The organism is Arsenophonus endosymbiont of Bemisia tabaci Q2 (assembly GCF_902713415.1).
Lineage (GTDB): Bacteria > Pseudomonadota > Gammaproteobacteria > Enterobacterales > Enterobacteriaceae > Arsenophonus.
Genome location: NZ_CACTIE010000107.1, coordinates 1 through 19838 on the forward strand (window position 1 = coordinate 1; position 19838 = coordinate 19838).

Consider the following 19838-nt stretch of genomic DNA (forward strand, 5'->3'; position numbering starts at 1 on the left):
TACCTCTAAAATCAATTGAATAGCTCATATAAATACTGTCATCAAAATTAAGTCGCTTAGCTATACTATGCCAATGGCAAACGCGCAGAAACTTGGAGTATTGGTGCGAAATATAGCTAACCGACTTAATTTTGATGAGAAAATATATGTTTTTCTCCAATATAAATTTACTGATATAGAGTATAATTACTTGTGATCATTTTAAAGTCGCCCAGCTATATAATATAATGTCAATAACGTCTATCTGGCATCAACTTATATTGAAACACGTAATACGATACCTTTTGGCTCGACGAATACCAACATTGCACCTAAAAAAACTTTTGAAATTGTCGCTCAATATACATTTGATTATGGTTTGAAACCATCATTAGCTTATATTCAGGCTCAAGGGAAAGGTCTTTGAGAATATGCAAATAATTACTTAAATAAATTCATATCACTAGGCTCATTCTACTATTTTAATAAAAAATTTTGCTGCACTGTTAGATTATAAAATTAATTTATTAAATAAGAATAAATTTACTGAAAATTACGACATTAGGACTGATAACGTTTTAGGCATAGGCTTAGTCTATTATTTTTAATATATGATCCCAGATAAAAAATATCTGGGATATTTTTATAAAAAATAACTAACCCTAAGCTTATCTAGTAGCAGTTTGATTTTATAAAATAAAAAATTAATCAATTATTATCAACATTAGTCACTATCAACAAAGACTCTTTAATTTATTAATATAACCAGATAAAAAAATAGAGGGCGCTCTCATGGCCAGCCTCTATTCTAATTGATATCTATTATGACAAATTTAATTTACTTTAGACATAATTTTTTTAGATGCTTTTTTCTCCAGATTTAATATGAGCAGGTTTCTGCGCTTTTACTTTACCAGAATGAAATATTTTTTTGGTTTTGACTTGTTGCTGTCCAACATTGGTTTGACTAGTTTTATTCATTGGAATAGAAGCAGCCATACTACCAAATAAAATTAATTCTATCGATAAAAGTGCATGTTTTACAAATTTCATTGTAATTACCTTCAAGTTGATTTAGATACGTTAGTATTATAATAAAGTAAAAATAAATTACTGTTATGAATATTTATTTTATCCATAAAATTTATTAGCAGTGTTAATTAAAATTTAGAAGATGTAGGCTTTGAAAAAACTGTAAATATAAAAAACATAGAAAATATTTTTAGGAGAAATCTAATCAAAATTAATGATTATCATTATATAATAAAAATGTTTTTAAATAGCCAATCTACTAAATAATAACCTGGTATTAAGCGAATTGAATACAGCCAATCTATCTCTATTGATTATAAAAAACCTCACTCAATGAATATTCAATTGTTAGGGGATTAATTTATAAAATATAATTAGGTTATATGAAACCGTTAATCATTGGTAACCATTAACGACTTTAACTCCTATATTTTTCAAGCAATGCACGAGCAATAGCTTCTGTTTCAGCATCTGCATTACCACTTATATCAGTTCGTCGAAAGTGAAGCTGAAATGCACTAATGGTTCTGCGTGTTTCCTCATCAAGTTCACCTGATTGTGGAATTTTATCATAACCATATTTCTGCAAATATTTTTGAACAACTGACACACTAGCCGGCGCATAAACTGATCGCCCTGCCAGATATTTCCTAACCGTCATTTCATCCGGCCAAGCTCCAATACCAAGCTCAGCTAAACGTTTCCACGGGAAAAGTTTACCTGGGTCATACTTTCTTAATGGAGCAATATCACTATGGGCTAAGACATTATGAGGAGTTATATTATATCGTTTTATGATATCTTTAGCTAAAACAATGATGGCGGAAATTTGCTGCTCATTAAAAGGGTACCAGACTTTATCGCCAAGCATATCCTCAGTAAACCCTTTATTGACTATTTCGACGCCAATAGAGCTATCATTAAGATTAAGCCTACCGTTCCAATTACTTAATCCTGCATGCCATGCGCTTTTATCCTCCGGAACAAAGTTATATATAACGGGTTTATCATTTTTTATTTTCGGAATTGATGGAATAAGATAATGGGCACTTACTTTAGCTTGAGTTAAAATTTGCAATGAGCGAGCATCATTTACTGTAGTATAATGAAATATTAAAAATTTCACTCGATCATCTTGGCTTATCGATGAAAAAGATTTATCGATATAATAATTTCCTCTATCAACGATAGGAGTTTTAGACGAACAACTCACTATCATTAGCACCAATAACATCATAAACAACTTTCGCATATCATCTCCACATAAGTGTTTGATACCTACCCTTACAAAAGTATTACTTGTCATACACTCTACTTCATGCACCTAAATAATTTAGGCCAAAACTTTTGGCTATACGCTTAGTTTTCATTACCAGCTAATTTGTATCTCCATTTTTATAATTTAAAAGAATAAACCATTTATAATGTCTCATCTCATTTACATAATTTATTTTTTATTATCAAAATAAATAATAGCAATAATCTTAATCAACAAAGCGTTGAAACATCACAATTACATATAATTAATAATAAATTTACAATTGATTTTAATTGTTAATTTTTAATGAATTTTGGCTTTATTGACTGAATATCTTTATGGTTAATCGATATTTTGACCATAATTTTATAAAGTTATTAATTAATAGTAGAACAGCAGCTTTCATCAATTATTTACAATTTTAAGTCAATCACATTATCAAATAGTAAGAGATAGCTCTTAAAAAACATTTTGCAACAGTATCTATTGAAAAAGAATTTAGTATATATTTTATACTTTATTATCATACTTATATCATTTCAATTCATACAGTTTTTGATAAATAATAGCTATTGCTATTTTATTAAAAATCGTTCTAAAAAAGTAATAAATAGGCTACTGAGTTAGTGTAATTAACATTTACATTCATTTTTATGCTTTGTTATATAAATGTTATTTTATATTGATCATGCCGATGCTGGCGTTCATGGCCTAATTAACAATTAGTGGGAATTTTTTCTTTATAAAATTAGCTAGTTGTTAGGTTTGATATGTTGGTGTTAGCAATAGAAGTGAGGTCTAACTTAATTTTATTTTAATAATCAACGATTATTTTCATTAAATAATTCATAATAAAAAAATAAAAAATAAAAAATAAAAAATAACAGGATTAATAATATTTAATTATATTAAACCATAAGATTTATCAAAAAACGAATCATTATAAAGTTGTTGACCATTTTCATAAAATATTATAGCGGTTTTACTAAACTAATCAATATTGTTTTATCTGTTATATTAACAAGTGTCTTAGGTGATAAATTCATATTATTAGATACGCTTTTAATATATGAATTAGTGTTATTTTCATTATGTGGTTCACAGAGACTAATTAAATCAGATATATTTTTTAAACCATAATTTTGTTGATATTTTTTAAGTAATAATATTATTGCACGAGTACCATATTCAGGTTATTCAAATCGACAAAATCGTTTTTCAATTGCAGGATCATAAAGTACTGCCCCCTGCTATTCATTAATAGGATTATAGTCAATATTTTCTGGATTATTATTACGCAGACCACGTTGAATGGCCATAATTTATTTACTCCACATTTATTTTAAATAATATTAACATTGAATTAAGAATATCTTTAAATTTATTATCAAATAAACAACACTAAGAAAAAAATAATAAATTAACAAATTTAATTTTTTAAAAATATTATTTTTATATCAAGCATTCTCCATGCGCTAGCTAGTAAAAATGTATTTATAACTATTCACTTCTTATTTAATATAAGCTCTTTAAAATCCTATGGTGAGACTAAAAATTTTTTTATTCTTTTATTATATAATTTAATTTAATGATAAAACAAAAAAATAGAAAATTTTATAATTTATTTATAAAAATATAGATATTTTATATCTGATAATTATATTAATTAATAAGCACAAATTTGTTGAATTTTCATTCAATTTTAGCAAAACCTTACAAACTATTTGACTATTATATATCTGATATATTCACATCTATACTTTGATAAAAAGCTGACCCTGTATCAACTATTGTCCATATAACTAAAATAATTTGATAATCACTTCGTTTCGGTACATCACATTCAATATTCATCTCATCAAAAGTTAATTTCTTTCTATCATTAGATCGTAAACAAAATGGTTTTTATTCAAATGAATCACGCGTCAATGATGCATTTGGATCCCAGTCTTGCTTGGTAATATAAAACTCCCAACTTACCGTATGATTTGGCTGAGTTAAAAACCATTCAAATATATTTTTACCTACTTTAATATTATTTTTATGCCAGCGATCGCTATTTTGCTGATCTAATTGACTAAACCAAAAATTATCACCGCTAGCTATTCTACCATCTTTAGCACCCTGCTTTGGAAAACCACTCGCGCCTTCAATCGACATTGGGTCGTTACTAGCACTACCACAATCATCATTCTGTTCTATAACTAAGCGACTTAATTCTGATGACATTATTTATATGAGCTATTCAATTGATTTTAGACGTAAAGTGATATTTACGATGGAAGAAGAAGGGTTGAGTATCCGAGAAACAGCGAAGCAATTTCGGATTGACTCTGCATCTGTATCGCGTTGGATTAATCAAATAGAGCCAAAAACATCGATTACGCGTCAGCGAAAAATCGATAAATCCGAGTTGATAAAAGATGTTGAACAATATCCAGATGCTTACCAAAAAGAGTGTCCAGAGCATTTTGGCGTTTGTCAAAACGCCATTTGGCAAGCTCTTAAAAAATGGGATTGACCTATAAAAAAACTCTACGTCATCCGAAAGCCGACGAAAACACTCCATAAACGTTTCAACAAAAAAACAACAGTATGAAAAAGAAGGCAAGCATATTGTTTTTATTGATGAAAGTAGTTTTTCACACGATACCCCGCAGACTCACGGCTATTCCCTGAAAGGTCAACGGTGTGTTGGTCTCAAGAACTGGGGAGCTAAAGGAAGAACAAATGTTATCGGCGCTTTATTGGGTACAACGCTGTTTGCTATCGGATTATTTGATATCAATATTAACAGCGATGTTTTCTATGCATGGGTCACCCAAGTCCTTATCCCAGTACTTCCTAAAAACAGTGTAATCATGATGGATAATGCAACTTTTCACAAGAAACAGAGTATTCAACAAGTCATGATCGATGCGGGGCATATGGTGGAATATTTGCCTACCTATTCGCTAGATCTTAATCCAATTGAACATAAATGGGCACAAGCTAAATGCAAAAAAAGAGCGCTCGGATGCGACACAGATATTTTTTTCGCACTCAATATGGTGTAATCAAAATTAAGTCGTTTAGCTATATTTACTTTGAAATTGCTAAGATGATTATGACTGATTTAGCTTAATCAACAAAGGAGAGTGATTCGCTCTCCTATTGATTTTGCCAAACAAGATATTGACTACATTTTTTGCAAATATACTCCCCTTTCCCGAGTTAGATTTTGTTGTGCCGACGCAGGGTTATAGTTGGGCGACTTTAAAATGATTACAAGTAATTAGTCTATATCAGTAAATTTATATTGGAGAAAAACATATATTTTTTAATTAAAATTAAGACGCTTAGCTATATTGGCAATAATTAGAAGATATTCATTATTTTTAATTACCTCAAATAAATCATTTTCCTTTTCTTTTACCGCAAGTAGATCAATACTAGAATTTCCTACGGTTTTTAATTGAGAGCTAAGTTTATTCTCTGTATTCGTAGTCGTATCCATTTGCGCAGAAGCAATCTGTTGATTAACTATTTGAGATGAATAATTCCCAATCTGGGATGCTGAATTTAACATTTTATTTATATTCTCCCATTGAATAAGAATAAATCGCAAAGATATTTTGCAGCATCTCAAATATCAATCATTTATACTTCTAAAAAATAATCAATAGCAGAATTAAAATAATTGATAGCAATAAGTTACTAATTAATTAAAGAAAAAATTAAAGTTATATATCGCAATACTTCAATTCAGTTCGCTACAATTAAATATTTATTATTTTTTACTTTTATCGCTATTAATATTCACTATTGATAATATCAAAAAAAATAACGAATAAAATGGGTTCTACTTTTATTAAAGTAACCGCTCAGTCAAACCACTATGCCGTTCCGTTGAGGTCATTAACGCTTTAGTAAAAACATGACGCTCAGCATAAATCGTCAACTGAATTTTTGCTCTGGTAATTGCAGTATAAATAAGCTCTTTACTAATAATAGGAGTAAAAATTGGCGGTAAAACTAATGCGGCATGTTCAAATTCTGACCCTTGAGATTTATGTACTGTCATAACAAACGCAGTTTCATGCTGAGGTAAACGACTGGGTTGTATTTTTTTTATCACCCTATTAGGCAACTGAAAATAGGCTTTTAAATCTTGTTGACCATCCCGTAACATAACACCAATATCACCATTAAATAAGCCAAGAGGACGATCATTTTTGGTGATCATTATTGGGCGACCTTCATAATTTTTATTCCAGCTATAAGCAGGCCGTCGAATACTTCCTTGACGATGTAAAAGCTGTTCTAATTTATCATTTAACCCTGTAACCCCGTATGGTCCTTCCCTCAAAGCCGCTAATAAACGATAACGATTAAAAGTAGTCAGGATTTCTTCGGGATCTCGACCCGTTTTTATTATATCCAGATAGCAACGGTAACATTCAGCCGCATCAAAAAGTAATTTGCCATATTTCTCAGACGAAGCAATTGAATGAAAAGCAATATCCGCATTTTGCTGCGCTAATAGTTGCTCAACCTGTTTAATATTACCTTTGTTAATTGCAGTAGTTAGTCGACCAATTCCTGATTGCGCATCAAAACGATAAATTTTTCGTAATAAACAAATCCTATCTTTAACCTCTGGCCCATCATTCGATATAAAATCAGATAAATCACAAGCTGTGATTTTAGTCAGTTTTCCCGCTTTTTCACGACTGTATCCCGATTCTGCAAAACGACAAAGATCGCCTAGGACAGCTCCCGCTTCAACAGAAGCTAATTGATCTTTATCACCTAGCAAAATGACACGGGCATGATCTGGTAGAGCTTCAATTAATCTAGCCATCATAGGCAGATCAACCATCGATGCCTCATCAATAATTAAAACGTCTAGCAAAAGTGGATTGTCTTTGTGATAACGTAATAATTGGCTGTTGGGTTGAGCGCCTAATAATCGATGCACAGTCTGCGCTTGTTCTGGCATAACCGCATACTCATCAGCAGATAAATTCAGTTTTAATAATGCATTATTTAATGATTCCGTTAATCGAGCAGCCGCTTTTCCTGTCGGCGCCGCTAGCTGAATGATTAACTTTTCATCACTTAATTGGACTAAAGTAGCTAATAAACGTGCCACTGTCGTTGTTTTTCCTGTACCCGGCCCACCAGAAATAACTGCGATCCGACTGGTTACTGCAACAGCAACAGCTATTTTTTGCCAATCTTGCGTTTTCCAGGACGCAAAAAAACCATTTAAAATAGTCGCTAATCGCTGTTCATCAACGGTTTCTAACAAATGGCGAGAAAAAAAATCAGCCACTAGTCCTTCATCAGCCCACATTCGCTGAAAATAAAGTTTGTTATCTGATAATACTAATGGTTTTGCTGCTGATTCTGGTGCCTCACAAACTGCATTACATTGTTTAAGCTGAGTATAAATCCTGTTACTATCAGGTGCTCCTGCCATTTCCCAGAGCATAAAAGCTATTTCCGCCTGTCTACCTTCAAATAAATAAGCGGGTTCGAGCTTATCAATAAATAAACAAACATGACCTGCTCGAGTTTCAGCACTTAATATTGCAAATATTAATAACAATAATGGGTTTTCATCATCAGCTAATCGAATAGCAAGTTGTATGTCTAAACAACTAAACAAATTAAGCTCAGCAGCTCGCTTTAGTAAAGTTATCATCATTGCTCACCTCGATTAGTTGCATTAAATAACTCATCCAGGCTATTAATAAACGCATAAGGAGGAATAGAGTAATAAATACCATAACCAGGGTTTTTCGCATCAAATCCACGCAAAAAAAGGTAGATAACCCCACCAAAATGTTTTTGATAATCATAATTAGGTAAACGATTCCGTAAATAACGATGCATAGCTAATGTATAAAGCTGATACTGTAAATCATATCTATGGTCAATCATAGCATTCTGTATGGCCTCCTGGCTATATGCCAGACCATTTTCCCCTAACCAATTTGATTTATAATCAAGCAGATAAAATTTGTCTTGCCAGCAAAAAACTAAATCAATAAAACCGTTTAAAACACCCGTTACTGGCTCAAAACTAAGCGGTGAGCAACGTTGAGATAAAACATCATATTGATGAGTTAGCCTATCTAATGCAGATGGCAATAACAATTTTTCTATCGGTAAATGAAATTGCATTTCATTTAATTGATTCTCAGGCGTGATCTTTGACAAGCTGAGGCTATCGCTAAGTAAAGGGGTGTCAAAAATATTTATTAGCCACATTTTAAGCACCGGTGCCCAATTAGCGGAAAAACCGGCTTGCTCTAATTTTCCAGCTAACCAAGACTCTTGTGGATGTTGATTAAATGGCAGTAATTCCAACAAGGAATGCAAAAAAGTTCCTGGTGTGGCCCCCTTAGGAAAGGTATGAACACTCCACTCTGCTATTTCACCTTGAACCAATGAGCTGTCACCTTGTGCATCAACGTCCATTTTAGGTGCCAAATCTTGTATAGCAATCTCAATACTTATATCACTAGCAGTAAATTTATCAAAATACATATCATGATAGGTTAATCCTGAATAACTCGTAACCCGCCAGGTATTTTGGATCTGTCCTGTAAAATTTCGAGCCAATAACTTCACGGGTGTATTTTCTTTTGGGTACCAAGGCGATAAATTAATATCACTAACAGGTGTGATGCTAATATTTTCATTAGCTAATGCACCTAGAGCATCACGCAATAAAGTCGCATTCGCTGGCTGTCCATTTTGCAATAAGTAACCTAATGCGCTTTGATGCAAATCCGTATTACCACTTTCCCCACTAGGACGACCTTTTATTAAAGGTGCAATACCAACACTACAATGATATTTTGAGCGTGTTAGTGCAACATATAACAGCCGCAAATCTTCGGCTAAACGCTCTTCATTAGCCAGCCTGATGCTTTTTTCTTGTTGGGTCAGATCAAGGCAAGTTTGAAAATTATCACGATCATGGAACGTGGCCAATTTTTGCTGCGAGAATTGACAGGCAAAAGGTAACCAAACAATCGGGAATTCTAAACCTTTAGATTTATGAATTGTACTAATACTCACCAAGTGACTATCACTCTCTAGACGTATTTGCTGATTTTCTAGTAACGGATCGGGGTGATCGATCTGCTGAGCTAACCAGCGAACTAGAGCATGCTCACTTTCAAGCTGTAATTCAGCTTCTTGCAACAATTCACTCAGATGCATCACATCCATCAAGCGCCTTTCACCATCTATATTATCCATCAGTAGGTTTTCAGCAATCCGATGGTTAACCATAATAGCTCTTAATGCAGGCAAAATACCATGTCGCTGCCAAATCAATAAATAATTGGCAAACTCTTCAACCCGTATCTCCCACTGCCTTTCATCTTGATTTAATTGCTCAATATCTTGTGCACTTAGCCCGATTAAACGAGTAGCTAACGCACAACGCAACGTACGTTCCTTTTCAGGTGAGAGCACAGCTTGTAATAACCATAATAGATCGCGCGCTTCATTAGTAGCAAAAACGCTTTCTTGATTAGAAAGAAAAACTGACGAAATATTAAATTTACTTAATGCTTCTCGTATTATTACTGCGTCGCGACGACTTCTGACTAACACCATAATATCCGCAGCTATTACCGGCTGTTTTACATCATTTCGATACAGCCAGGTTGTTCCATTCTCTCCCCCTTTAAGCCAATCACAAATCTGACTAGCACACTGATAGGCCATCGTTTGTTGATAGTCTAAGGTTGAAACCGCTTCTTTATCTAAATAACAAAAATTTAAAGCTGATAATTTTGCTGTTTTATGAATAAATGCTAAATGCTGATTTGAAGAGGCTGAATCAACTTTGTTAAAAGATATTTGCTCAAATAAAAACGGTTTTGTTGCCCGACTGAATAATTGATTAATAGCTGCTACCATACTTGGTGAAGCGCGCCAATTAGTATTAAGAGTATAGTGTGATTCAATCTGATCTTTAGCTTTAAGATAAGTAAAAATATCCGCCCCACGAAAAGCATAAATAGCTTGTTTAGGATCGCCAATAAATAACAAACCACAATGATTATGCCCCTGATAAATACGTTGAAAAATGCGATACTGTTGCGGATCAGTATCTTGAAACTCATCAACCATAACAACCGGGTAACGATTACGGATCGTGTTAGATAATCGATCACCACCTTCTGCGTGTAGTGCCTGATCTAAATGACTTAATAAATCATCAAATCCAATCTCTCCACGTCGTCTTTTCTCTTTAACAATTGTTTGACGAACGTCAATAATCGCTTTTGAAATAATGATATCGCGTAATGTAAATGATTGTTGCATCAAATTATCAATAGCACGAAAAACCTCATGTTTAGGTACTTGACCTGTCGGTGTTTTATCTATCAGTTCAGATTGGCAAAAACGAGCTAGTTCTTTAGGGGTTTTATAATCGATTGTTGCTAATTGAGCCCAACCATTGACCGCGGCTATCCAACCCGGTAAAGTACGGCGACTATAACTACGTTTATTAATAGCGGAATCAGCAATTAAATCAATAAAACTTGCTGAATTTAAAAGCCACAACTCTTTTACTTTTTTTATCGTGTCAATTAGGGTCTGATGACGCTGTTTTATTGATTGCGCTTCAATCGATTGGTTAACAAAATTCGGAATGTCGCCTTGTAAATAAGGCTTTATTTCGGCTAAAAGTGCCTCTGGGTCACTCCATTCATCAACAATAACTTTTGATATAGAATAATTCATTGGATAGCAGTTGCAGCGCCAAAAATCAGCACAAGCCTGTTTTTGTATGGTATGTTCATCTTTTATTATTGATTGCTCAAATAGCATACCTGACACAAAAGCATTATGCACCAATATGCGTTGACAGAATCCATGGATAGTATAAATTGCCGCTTCATCCATTTGAAGTTCAGCAGCAAGTAACCATTGAGCAGCCACCTCTTTATCTGCAATAGAAGATAGTAAGATTCGGAATATTGAATTTTCATCAAAACCAATACCATCTCTAATACAGGCCATTCTCATCTGATGAATATTGTGGCGAATACGTGATCTTAGCTCATCAGTTGCCGCTTCAGTAAAAGTGACGACTAAAATCTCTTCAACACTTAATGGGCGAGAAAATGCATTTTTTTGTCCAACACCTAATAACAATCGCAAATAGAGTAAAGCTATCGTATAGGTTTTTCCTGTTCCTGCTGAAGCTTCTATCAATCGCTGGCCATAAAGAGGTAAACAATAAGGATCCAGTTGATAAGCCTGTATTCGCCGATTACTCACTTAGCATCTACCTCAATTGGCAAAATCTTTTGTAATTCAGATGCAGTCCGATAAGTTATCCAATTTTTTAATTGAGGATAGCCTTCTTTATTAACCTCTTTGGCAATAATTTGTAAAAAAAAAGCTAAACCTGTTTGTTGCAAAACGGCATTGTTATAAAAAGTTAATAGATCTTGCTGTGTAACCGTTTTCAATACTTTGATTAATTTTTTTCTGCTATCAAAAGCAAAATTATTCCTCGCAAAATCTGGTAAAAAACGATCTATCTCTTCATAAAAAGTTTGCGGAGGCTGTTCCATTTCCGTCAATAGTGCCTTTTTGTATTGCTCAAATTCTTTTTTTGGCATTGCATTTAATTTTTTAAAGGCTAATTGATAAAAGTTTTGATAGCGTTTATTCAAATACGCAGGGGTTTTATTATTACTTTGCAATAAAAAACCTAATCCCCATTGCTCACCAAGGCTAGTAGTAAAGGCAAAAACAGCATAGGCTAATTGTTCTTGCGTCTTAAGTTGCTCAAAAAACCAAGGATGTAAAATATTGGCCAAAATATTTGATAAGACAAATCCAATATCACGATCATATTCTGTCGAAAAAAATATTTCTGCTAACGCATTATCTGTACTATTTGCCTGATGTTGGAAATTTACTTTATGCTGTTTATCAACAGCAATAATATCCCCTCTCCACCAATTCTTGCCTTTATTATTCAATAAATGGGCAATAGACTTAATAATATCAATGCCTTGCTTTTGTGTTAGATTGTCGAATATAATCACTTGTAAAGCAGCATTGTCAATAATCTCTTGACGGTAGTTTAGGATGTCATTTTCTGTGATCGTTTCCAGGGCCTTCAAGCGTTGTTCTTCCTCAAAATAAGGTACTTTTTCTAAACGTTGTTTCGGCTGCATTGCCAACTCAAAGGCTTTAAGATTATTGCTAACTTCAAGCTGTTCCCTATACCATGATTTTGCTTGTGTAACTTCGTCAGCAGAAATTGTGAAGGTAAGAAATGCCTTAACCATTTTTGTCGTCAATTCCGCTAGATGTTGAGTATAACCACTCGCTTTCAATTGCAGGCCTAAATTTGAAGACACAACCAGTTCCATTCCGGCGACGGAAGCTTCGTAACTTAATTGAGACAATTTTAAAGAGGCCAGGTATTCTAATAATGCTGCACTAACTTGAGCTTTTACCGTTTTACTGCTCTGCTCATTACGTAAATCTATCGCAATCCCACCTTTAGGTTCATCAGCAAAATATCGACTTAGCATATAGACTACCCGCACATTTCCTTGCTCATCTACCAATTCTGGATGCTGATAATGACGAGAACTTTTAATTAAACAAAAATCATGAGCAATATAAGGGTTTAATTCAGGTAACGAAAAATGCATTTCTTTTTTTAATTCAGAGCATCGTTGATATTGTTGGCTGTTAATTTTATCAACTTGATCAGGAGCATTCAGAAAATAGGCTTCTTTATTATGTGGTTCATTCGGTGCGATAAACCAAATTTTGGCATTATAGGGAGTTAATTTTGCTAAACGGCTGCTTATTGCTTTTGGATCAAAGCGATCAGCAATGTAATTAGCATCAAGCACATGTGGAATTGGGATATTCAACATTTGATTAGATAGTTGCTGAATATAATTCATATCACGAACAATAGAATTATAGCTAAGCGTTTTAATTTTGATTACAAAATATATGTTTTTCTCCAACATAAATTTACTGATATAGAGTAATTACTTCTAATTATTTTAAAGTGGCCCAGCTATATGTTGAAATGAAAGCTTCAGAACATTTGCGATCTCGTTAAAATAACCACTCTTAATACCTTGTTATTTTAATAAATCAATATAGGAAAATATTGCCGCAATAATCTTATCTCTATTTCCCAATCCCTTATCCGTTAATAAAACGTTTATTGAAAAAATGCCATTATTACGATCAACATCTGGTACAACGTCAACATTAATCTCTTCAGCAAGACCATTCTTTAGTAACCAATCAGCAAGTGTATTTTGACTTCGATTTCCTATCAAATAGCCAATATATTCATCTGACTTACTGCGAAATTCTGTTAAATTATTTGCAATACTAAATTCAAGTTGCAAAACTTTTTTAGGTTGTGCTGGCATATAATGAATTATTATTCCTTTTTCTTTATCGATTATAGCGGGTATCGTTATTTCAGGAACAATATCCTTTCGATTTGGAATACGACCAAAAGTTTCAGCTGCGATTTTGGCTAATTGACTCAATGAGTCATTGCCATAAAAAATACCTTTCATTAAATTAGCTGAGTAATAGCGATAATAAAAATTCTTGAGCTCAGTCTGTAAATAGCTACCAGGCTTATCGCTTAAAGTTTATAAATTTCCACCGGAAAAACGTGAATTAGGATGAGCCGGATTAAGTGTTTCAGAACGCACGTGCCATAATCGCATTTCATGGCGAGCACGTGCCATTGTTAATTCTGCATTGACTGCATTACGTTCTCGATCGGCATTTTTAGGATCAAGTAATGGCTCTGCTAATGCACTTCCCAAGCGATCTGTGGCTGCTTTAAAGCACCATTTTCAACTTCTAAATAGTAAGCAGTAAGATTAGAAGCCGTACTACCATTATGATTGCCACCATGTTTTTGCAAAAATTCTGATATTTCACCTGACTCAGGATAGCGTTTAGAGCCCATCAATACCACGTGTTCAAGGTAATGTGCCAAACCAAGTTGTTGATCAGGACTTTCCATTGTGCCAACTGGTAAGGTAACCGCAGTTAATGATTTACTGGTCTTCGGATCAGATATTAGCAATACAATCATATCATTAGAAAGTTTTATCGCCTGATACCCTCGAGTATCTTTTTCACTTTTGTTTATCCTATCAGGCAAAACTTGCCAATGCTGCTTAGCAAAGCTTACCGTACTAAATAGTAATAAGAGCACGACTATCATGTTTTTCATAACAACCCTTATTACTTTAAACATCTTATTACATCCTCTTTTTATTTTTTCTATAGATTGCCATTGGCAATAAATAAGTACGTGCCTTTTTTTGTATTGTTTCAAGCAAATTACTATCTATTTTACTGAAAGCACGACCAATATAGCTATCTTCCATTTCACCTGGCTGATTATAGGTACCTTGTAAGGAGTGGATAAGCTGGATTTTTGCTTTTTGCAAAACAGCCTCAGACTCAAAATCAAATTGTTCACTTTTTTTGTTATAGCATGACATTAACCAATTCCAGCCACTTTTATTAAAAAGTGGTAATGGCGAATTCATCCCGTCTTGATAACCATTAATGAGTTGTTGTAAATATACTTTCGCCTGATATTTGTCCACTGACTCAAAACACCATTCACTATTATCTCTTCCCCAATAGTAACTTTCACCAGATCTAACAGTTAAACAAAAAATTAAATGTTCTATCCATAGAGATAAACCATCATTAATCGTTAAGTTTGCAGGACGATAACGAATAATACCGTTTTGCTGAATATTTCGTAATTGTCCAGCCAAACGAATATTCTTAAAGGGTTCGACGAATAGTTTATTAAAATATTCATGACAATTTATCTTTACTTTATCAGCTAATGGCTGCATATCTTGGATCTGTTTTTCCCAATAAATTTGACCAAAATGTTCTGCTGGTAATCCACCCGTTGCACGCAAAGTCGTTAACAGCTCCTCCAGTGACTCTTGATAAATCATCGCCTTAAGTAAGCGTTCATTATATTTATATCGTTGTAAATTATTTACAATAAAAGGTTCATCCTGCTGTAATTGTACTCCTTCATTAAAAAAATTAACTTTTAACCTTTGTTGAAAAAAAGCCCGGATCGGGTGTCGATAAAAAGAGAGTAACTGCTCTAATAATATTTCATTGTCATGTTCTATCATTGGCATTAACGGAGTACAGAATTCAGGCCGTGGATTACCTTTTTTTCTGGCTGCTGATAACCATTCACTGGCATAACTCTGATGAATGCTATTAGGCAAATAATTCTCTGTCGCAAAAGGTACTCGCGTATGTTTAATCACTAAATGTTCTTTTACCCTATCAGCACTAAGATCAATATTTAAATGTGCATCACCCTCTAAACAAAAACTTTGGCTAATATAATCAAGTAATTCATTTACTAGCACCGAGGGATTATGTGCTTGATTGTCACGTATAGCATGCCCAATATAGCTAACATAAAATAATTGAGAAGCGGAATTTAAAGCTTCCAAAAATAGATAGCGATCATCATCCCGACGCTTTCTATCACCGCGTTGAGTCTGCTCAGCCATTAAATCAAAACCCAGTGGTGGTATTGAGCGTGGATATATCCTGTCGTTCATACCTAATAAACACACAACCTTAAAAGGAATAGAACGCATAGGCATTAGAGTACAAAAATTAATTGCCCCTGCAAGAAAACGTTGACTGATCTTTTCATCATCAAAACAGGTTGCTAATTCATCACGAATAAGCGATAGAGAAACTATTTCTTCATATTTTGCCGCTATTCCAGTCTCAATCGTTTTTTTCCATTGCTGGAGCATAAATATGAATATCGCTTCAATTTGTTCATCAGTTTCAAAAAAAGCATCTAACAGGCATTGACATAATGGCAACCATTCTGACAATTTTCTTTCCTGATTAAGTTTACTGCGCCAACTAGCCAATGAATCAATAAATGCGGCAAGTTGCCCAGCTAATTTCGCGGATAACCCGGTACATTCATCATAAGGTAAAATTTTATTCCAAATCCCTACCTGACTATCCATCGCATAACCAAGCAACATTCTATTTAAACCAAAAGCCCAGGTATTTTGCCCTATTGCTGGTAATTCAAGCATTGCAATGTTTTCATCATCAAGCCCCCAACGAATACCTGATTCGTTAATCCATCGTCGCAATAAAAGTAATTCATCATCGTAAATAGAAAATCGACGAGCCAGTGCTGGCACTTCTAATAAAGCTAATACTTGTTCTGTGGTAAAACGACTTTGGGGTAAATCAAGTAACGAAATAAAAGCTTGCAAAATAGGATGTACCTGCCTGGCTTTTCTATCTGAAATAGAAAAAGGTAACCGACGTTCAGGGGACACATGACTAAACACCGCTTGGATATAAGGTGTGTAACTATCAATATCTGCCACCATTACAATTATATCTTTGGGTGTTAGATTTGGATCGTCTGCAAAGAGACCCAATAAATAATCTTGCAATACTTCAATTTCACGTTGTGGGCTATGGCATGAATGAAATGTCAACGATTTATCTTTTTTGCTTAATTGTCTTTTTGAAAGACTATTATTATAACTCGCTTCGGTTAAACCAAGTTGTGCATGATCTTCTAAATCTAAAATATCTCGCTGCACTTGGTGCAACAAACAATCACGTGGTAAATCTACAAAGACAGCAACTTCATTAGATAGCTCCAACTGAGACAGAAAATAGAGGTTGTCACGGCCTAATTTACCCCAAGAAGCTAATAGCGGATTAGTTAGAAATTGTTCACCTTGTTGATTAAATAACGTATCAGGCGAACTTTCTCCCTTGAAACGCGCAATTTCATGGTTATTTCGATAATTTTTTAACTTGCGTCGTTCAAGTTTTGCCAAAGAAGCATAGCTCTGAATATCTCCCCAATAATAACGACATGGATTAGTAAACATTAAATAAATATCAATATGCTGGCCAAGGGCATTTAATGCCTGCAAATAAACCGGAGGTAATGCGGCGATACCACAGATAAATACACGTTTCGGCAACCTAATATGTGAAGGCATATTAGCATGTAAACTTTGTATAAATTGTTGATAGAGATTTGCCTGATGCCATTTAGATTGATTAAGCTTTTCCGTATACTCTGTCAACGCTAACCAAAGACGTTTTTGCCATTGCTGATTATCACTTAAGCCCTCAATTAGTTGTTTTTTACGCCAGCTTTCTAACCATTGGGGACGGTAAACTAAATATTGCTCAAACAGATTCGCAATCCGAGCTGATAACTGATACAACTTACGTTTACCCATATCCTTATTAAGATATTGCCTAAGAGGCTTGAATTCAGGTTCTTGTAGCAAGGAAGGTAAAATTGTCATTAATTTCCAAGTCATTGCCTTTTTCGTAAAAGCACTCTCTGATGGGATATCAGATAAAACCCGAGTAAACATGTCCCAAATAAAAGTTGCCGGTAGCTGAAAAGAAATGTTAGCGGCAATTCGCAAGCTTTGCGCAAGCTCTATTTGTAGCCATTGGGACATACCTGGACTTTGAACCAAAATAATTTCTTGCTCAAACGGCTGGGTCAAGGGATTATTTTTGATCAAACTAGAAATAAGCTCTTTGTGAATATCTAATTGATTAGAATGATAAATTTTTAGCATAATCTTTTCCTGACGAACAGTATCACCTTGATGCAGCAGTTAATTGGTTATAAGGCATCTTAAATGTAACTAATATCTGCTTACAATTATCTGTAATGTTCACGTAACGATATGATAAATCAATATTTTTAGGCATATTATTTGTTATATCGGCACTAATAGAGTTAATGCCTAGCATCGGTTCTCCACTTTCAAAAAAAAGTGTGCATCATGCGAAATTGCTGTGTTTTTTGCCATGCGAGAGAAAATCCAAGCATTAGATTATGAACATATTTTATTAATGCGATAGCTGAAATAGCAAATAAGGCTATAGCTATAGCTAAGCGTCTTAATTTTGATTACAAAATATATGTTTTTCTCCAATATAAATTTACTGATATAGAGTAATTACTTCTAATCATTTTAAAGTCGCCCAGCTATATCTGAAAAAAGAAAATGACAGACTCATAAAGATAAATCGTAAGATTGGCGCATTGTGCGGAATTTGAAGCTAGAACCGAAGAATTAAATCTCTACTCTACCATTAAGCTAGCATCCATTCTCATCTTTAATACAGTATAAACAAAAACTTATCATCGTTTTTATTAGCGAGGAATTCTTACATGAAAGATTTAATTAACATTGAAACAAAAAGCATCAATGATGTATTAATCCAGACGGTTAATGCGCGTGATTTAGATGCGTTTTTGGAAATTAAGCAAGATTTTTCGAGATGGATAAAAAAGCGAATTTTAGATTATGGATTTGTTAAAAATAAAGACTTTACTCGCTTCCACAAAAAATGGAAGCCAACAACGCTACTATAATCGACTACCACATTTCCCTTGACATGGCAAAAGAGTTATCCATGGTTGAACATAACGAAAAGGCAAACAGGCAAGGCGGTACTTCATTAAATGCGAAAGACGAATTTTACAACCACAAATTCTAGTTGTTCTACCAACAACAAAAGAAATCGCCCTAATGGTCGTTCGTGCTGAGGAAGAGAAAGAAAAGTTATTACTGGAAAATAAAAGCTTATCAACAGAAATTGATTACCTCAAAAATCTTTTCAAAGAAGGCATGACCCCTACCCAATTTAGCAAAATGCTTAACGGCTTAAACAGTCAACAGATAAATCATTTTCTAGGAGAGCGTAAATGGCTCTACAACGAAAGTAAATCCGGTATACGCTGGCGTGTTGCTTCTAGCGCTCGGGGGATAAGTATTTAACCGAAAGACAAAGCGAAATAAGCCCACACGATGCTGACCGGATTCATCGCTTATCAACCTATCTTGCTCAAAAAGGGTCCGGAACGTCTCTATGATTTGTATCTAGACTACAAGCTGCCCATGAAGTTGACGTGGAATGGAACACACACTCATGACAAGTCTATTCAGGGTATTTATAGCTAAGCGACTTAATTTTGATTACATCATATTGAGTGCGAACAAAATATCTGTGTCGCATCCGAGCGCTCTTTTTTGCATTTAACTTGTGCCCATTTATGTTCAATTGGATTAAGATCTGGCGAATAGGTAGGCAAATATTCCACCATATGCCACGCTGTCCCGCATCGATGATGACTTGTTGAATACTCTGTTTCTTGTGAAAAGTTGAATTATCCATCATGATTACACTGTTTTTAGGAAGTACTGGGATAAGGACTTGGTTGACCCATGCATAGAAAACATCGCTATTAATATTGATATCAAATAATCCGATAGCAAACAGCGTTGTGCCCAATAAAGCGCCGATAACATTTGTTCTTCCTTTAGCTCCTCAGTGCTTGAGAGCAACACACCGTTGACCTTTCGGGGAATAGGCGTGAGTCCGCGGGGTATCGTTTGAAAAACCACTTTCATCAATAAAAACAATATGCTTGCCTTCTTTGTCATAC

At 34.1% G+C, this 19838-nt stretch carries 11 protein-coding genes and 5 pseudogenes; 7 read left to right on the top strand and 9 right to left on the bottom strand.

Annotated elements, in window-relative coordinates; all coding sequences use genetic code 11:
* Nucleotides 1–235: 235 nt before the first annotated feature.
* Both ARSQ2_RS14780 and ARSQ2_RS14785 read left to right on the top strand, forming a co-directional pair.
* A pseudogene (locus ARSQ2_RS14780) lies at nucleotides 236–406 on the top strand (porin); the annotation flags it as partial.
* 58 nt (nucleotides 407–464) lie between these two features.
* Entirely contained in the window at nucleotides 465–587 is a 123-nt protein-coding gene (locus ARSQ2_RS14785) for a porin (RefSeq protein WP_420837745.1), read from the top strand.
* Nucleotides 588–837: 250 nt separating this feature from the next.
* Here ARSQ2_RS14785 and ARSQ2_RS06050 read toward each other — a convergent pair whose 3' ends face one another.
* From ARSQ2_RS06050 to ARSQ2_RS12685, 3 genes and pseudogenes are all read right to left on the bottom strand, one after another.
* Nucleotides 838–1032, bottom strand: a complete 195-nt coding sequence (locus ARSQ2_RS06050) for a hypothetical protein (RefSeq protein WP_181994708.1) — start codon at nucleotides 1030–1032, stop codon at nucleotides 838–840.
* A gap of 397 nt (nucleotides 1033–1429) precedes the next feature.
* A complete protein-coding gene (locus tag ARSQ2_RS06055; protein WP_181994716.1) occupies nucleotides 1430–2263 on the bottom strand; it encodes an N-acetylmuramoyl-L-alanine amidase in 834 nt (277 codons plus the stop codon).
* A 1737-nt stretch (nucleotides 2264–4000) separates the two neighbouring features.
* Nucleotides 4001–4498: pseudogene (locus tag ARSQ2_RS12685) on the bottom strand (lytic polysaccharide monooxygenase).
* A 7-nt stretch (nucleotides 4499–4505) separates the two neighbouring features.
* Here ARSQ2_RS12685 and ARSQ2_RS06065 point away from each other — a divergent pair.
* From ARSQ2_RS06065 to ARSQ2_RS13695, 3 genes are all read left to right on the top strand, one after another.
* Complete coding sequence (locus ARSQ2_RS06065) at nucleotides 4506–4790, top strand: IS630 transposase-related protein (RefSeq protein ID WP_181994710.1); 285 nt, start codon at nucleotides 4506–4508, stop codon at nucleotides 4788–4790.
* 103 nt (nucleotides 4791–4893) lie between these two features.
* A complete protein-coding gene (locus tag ARSQ2_RS06070; protein WP_181994717.1) occupies nucleotides 4894–5325 on the top strand; it encodes a transposase in 432 nt (143 codons plus the stop codon).
* Nucleotides 5265–5393 (top strand): hypothetical protein, encoded by a 129-nt coding sequence (locus ARSQ2_RS13695; RefSeq protein WP_255487589.1) that lies wholly within the window; start codon nucleotides 5265–5267, stop codon nucleotides 5391–5393. Before ARSQ2_RS06070 ends, ARSQ2_RS13695 begins: the two co-directional genes overlap by 61 nt.
* Nucleotides 5394–5588: 195 nt before the next feature.
* Here ARSQ2_RS13695 and ARSQ2_RS06075 read toward each other — a convergent pair whose 3' ends face one another.
* From ARSQ2_RS06075 to recC, 5 genes and pseudogenes are all read right to left on the bottom strand, one after another.
* Nucleotides 5589–5837, bottom strand: a complete 249-nt coding sequence (locus ARSQ2_RS06075) for a hypothetical protein (protein ID WP_181994711.1) — start codon at nucleotides 5835–5837, stop codon at nucleotides 5589–5591.
* Between the two features lie 282 nt (nucleotides 5838–6119).
* Nucleotides 6120–7958, bottom strand: coding sequence for an exodeoxyribonuclease V subunit alpha (recD, locus tag ARSQ2_RS06080; RefSeq protein ID WP_181994718.1), 1839 nt, complete (start codon nucleotides 7956–7958; stop codon nucleotides 6120–6122).
* Nucleotides 7958–11566 carry an exodeoxyribonuclease V subunit beta gene (gene recB / locus ARSQ2_RS06085; RefSeq protein WP_181994712.1) on the bottom strand — a complete coding sequence of 1203 codons (3609 nt, stop codon included), beginning with the start codon at nucleotides 11564–11566 and terminating at the stop codon, nucleotides 7958–7960. The genes recD and recB overlap by 1 nt, the downstream gene beginning before the upstream one ends.
* Nucleotides 11563–14561 (bottom strand): annotated as a pseudogene (locus tag ARSQ2_RS12690) (insulinase family protein). Before ARSQ2_RS12690 ends, recB begins: the two are co-directional and overlap by 4 nt.
* A 4-nt stretch (nucleotides 14562–14565) precedes the next feature.
* Nucleotides 14566–17958 carry an exodeoxyribonuclease V subunit gamma gene (gene recC / locus ARSQ2_RS06100; protein WP_181994714.1) on the bottom strand — a complete coding sequence of 1131 codons (3393 nt, stop codon included), beginning with the start codon at nucleotides 17956–17958 and terminating at the stop codon, nucleotides 14566–14568.
* 602 nt (nucleotides 17959–18560) lie between these two features.
* Here recC and ARSQ2_RS14790 point away from each other — a divergent pair.
* Together ARSQ2_RS14790 and ARSQ2_RS11935 are read left to right on the top strand one after the other, a co-directional pair.
* A pseudogene (locus ARSQ2_RS14790) lies at nucleotides 18561–18889 on the top strand (antA/AntB antirepressor family protein).
* Between the two features lie 32 nt (nucleotides 18890–18921).
* A complete protein-coding gene (locus ARSQ2_RS11935) occupies nucleotides 18922–19170 on the top strand; it encodes a hypothetical protein (RefSeq protein ID WP_202880388.1) in 249 nt (82 codons plus the stop codon).
* 160 nt (nucleotides 19171–19330) lie between these two features.
* On the opposite strand, the pseudogene ARSQ2_RS15250 reads toward ARSQ2_RS11935, so the two are convergent.
* A pseudogene (locus ARSQ2_RS15250) lies at nucleotides 19331–19816 on the bottom strand (transposase).
* Between the last annotated feature and the right edge of the window lie 22 nt (nucleotides 19817–19838).

Bases quoted from the DNA above. Each gene is read 5' to 3' on its own strand.
- ARSQ2_RS06065 (WP_181994710.1), top strand. From the start codon at position 4,506: ATGAGCTATTCAATTGATTTTAGACGTAAAGTGATATTTACGATGGAA.
- ARSQ2_RS06055 (WP_181994716.1), bottom strand. From the start codon at position 2,263: ATGCGAAAGTTGTTTATGATGTTATTGGTGCTAATGATAGTGAGTTGT.
- ARSQ2_RS06075 (WP_181994711.1), bottom strand. From the start codon at position 5,837: ATGTTAAATTCAGCATCCCAGATTGGGAATTATTCATCTCAAATAGTT.
- ARSQ2_RS11935 (WP_202880388.1), top strand. From the start codon at position 18,922: ATGGTCGTTCGTGCTGAGGAAGAGAAAGAAAAGTTATTACTGGAAAAT.
- ARSQ2_RS06050 (WP_181994708.1), bottom strand. From the start codon at position 1,032: ATGAAATTTGTAAAACATGCACTTTTATCGATAGAATTAATTTTATTT.
- recC (WP_181994714.1), bottom strand. From the start codon at position 17,958: ATGCTAAAAATTTATCATTCTAATCAATTAGATATTCACAAAGAGCTT.
- ARSQ2_RS13695 (WP_255487589.1), top strand. From the start codon at position 5,265: ATGCAAAAAAAGAGCGCTCGGATGCGACACAGATATTTTTTTCGCACT.
- recD (WP_181994718.1), bottom strand. From the start codon at position 7,958: ATGATAACTTTACTAAAGCGAGCTGCTGAGCTTAATTTGTTTAGTTGT.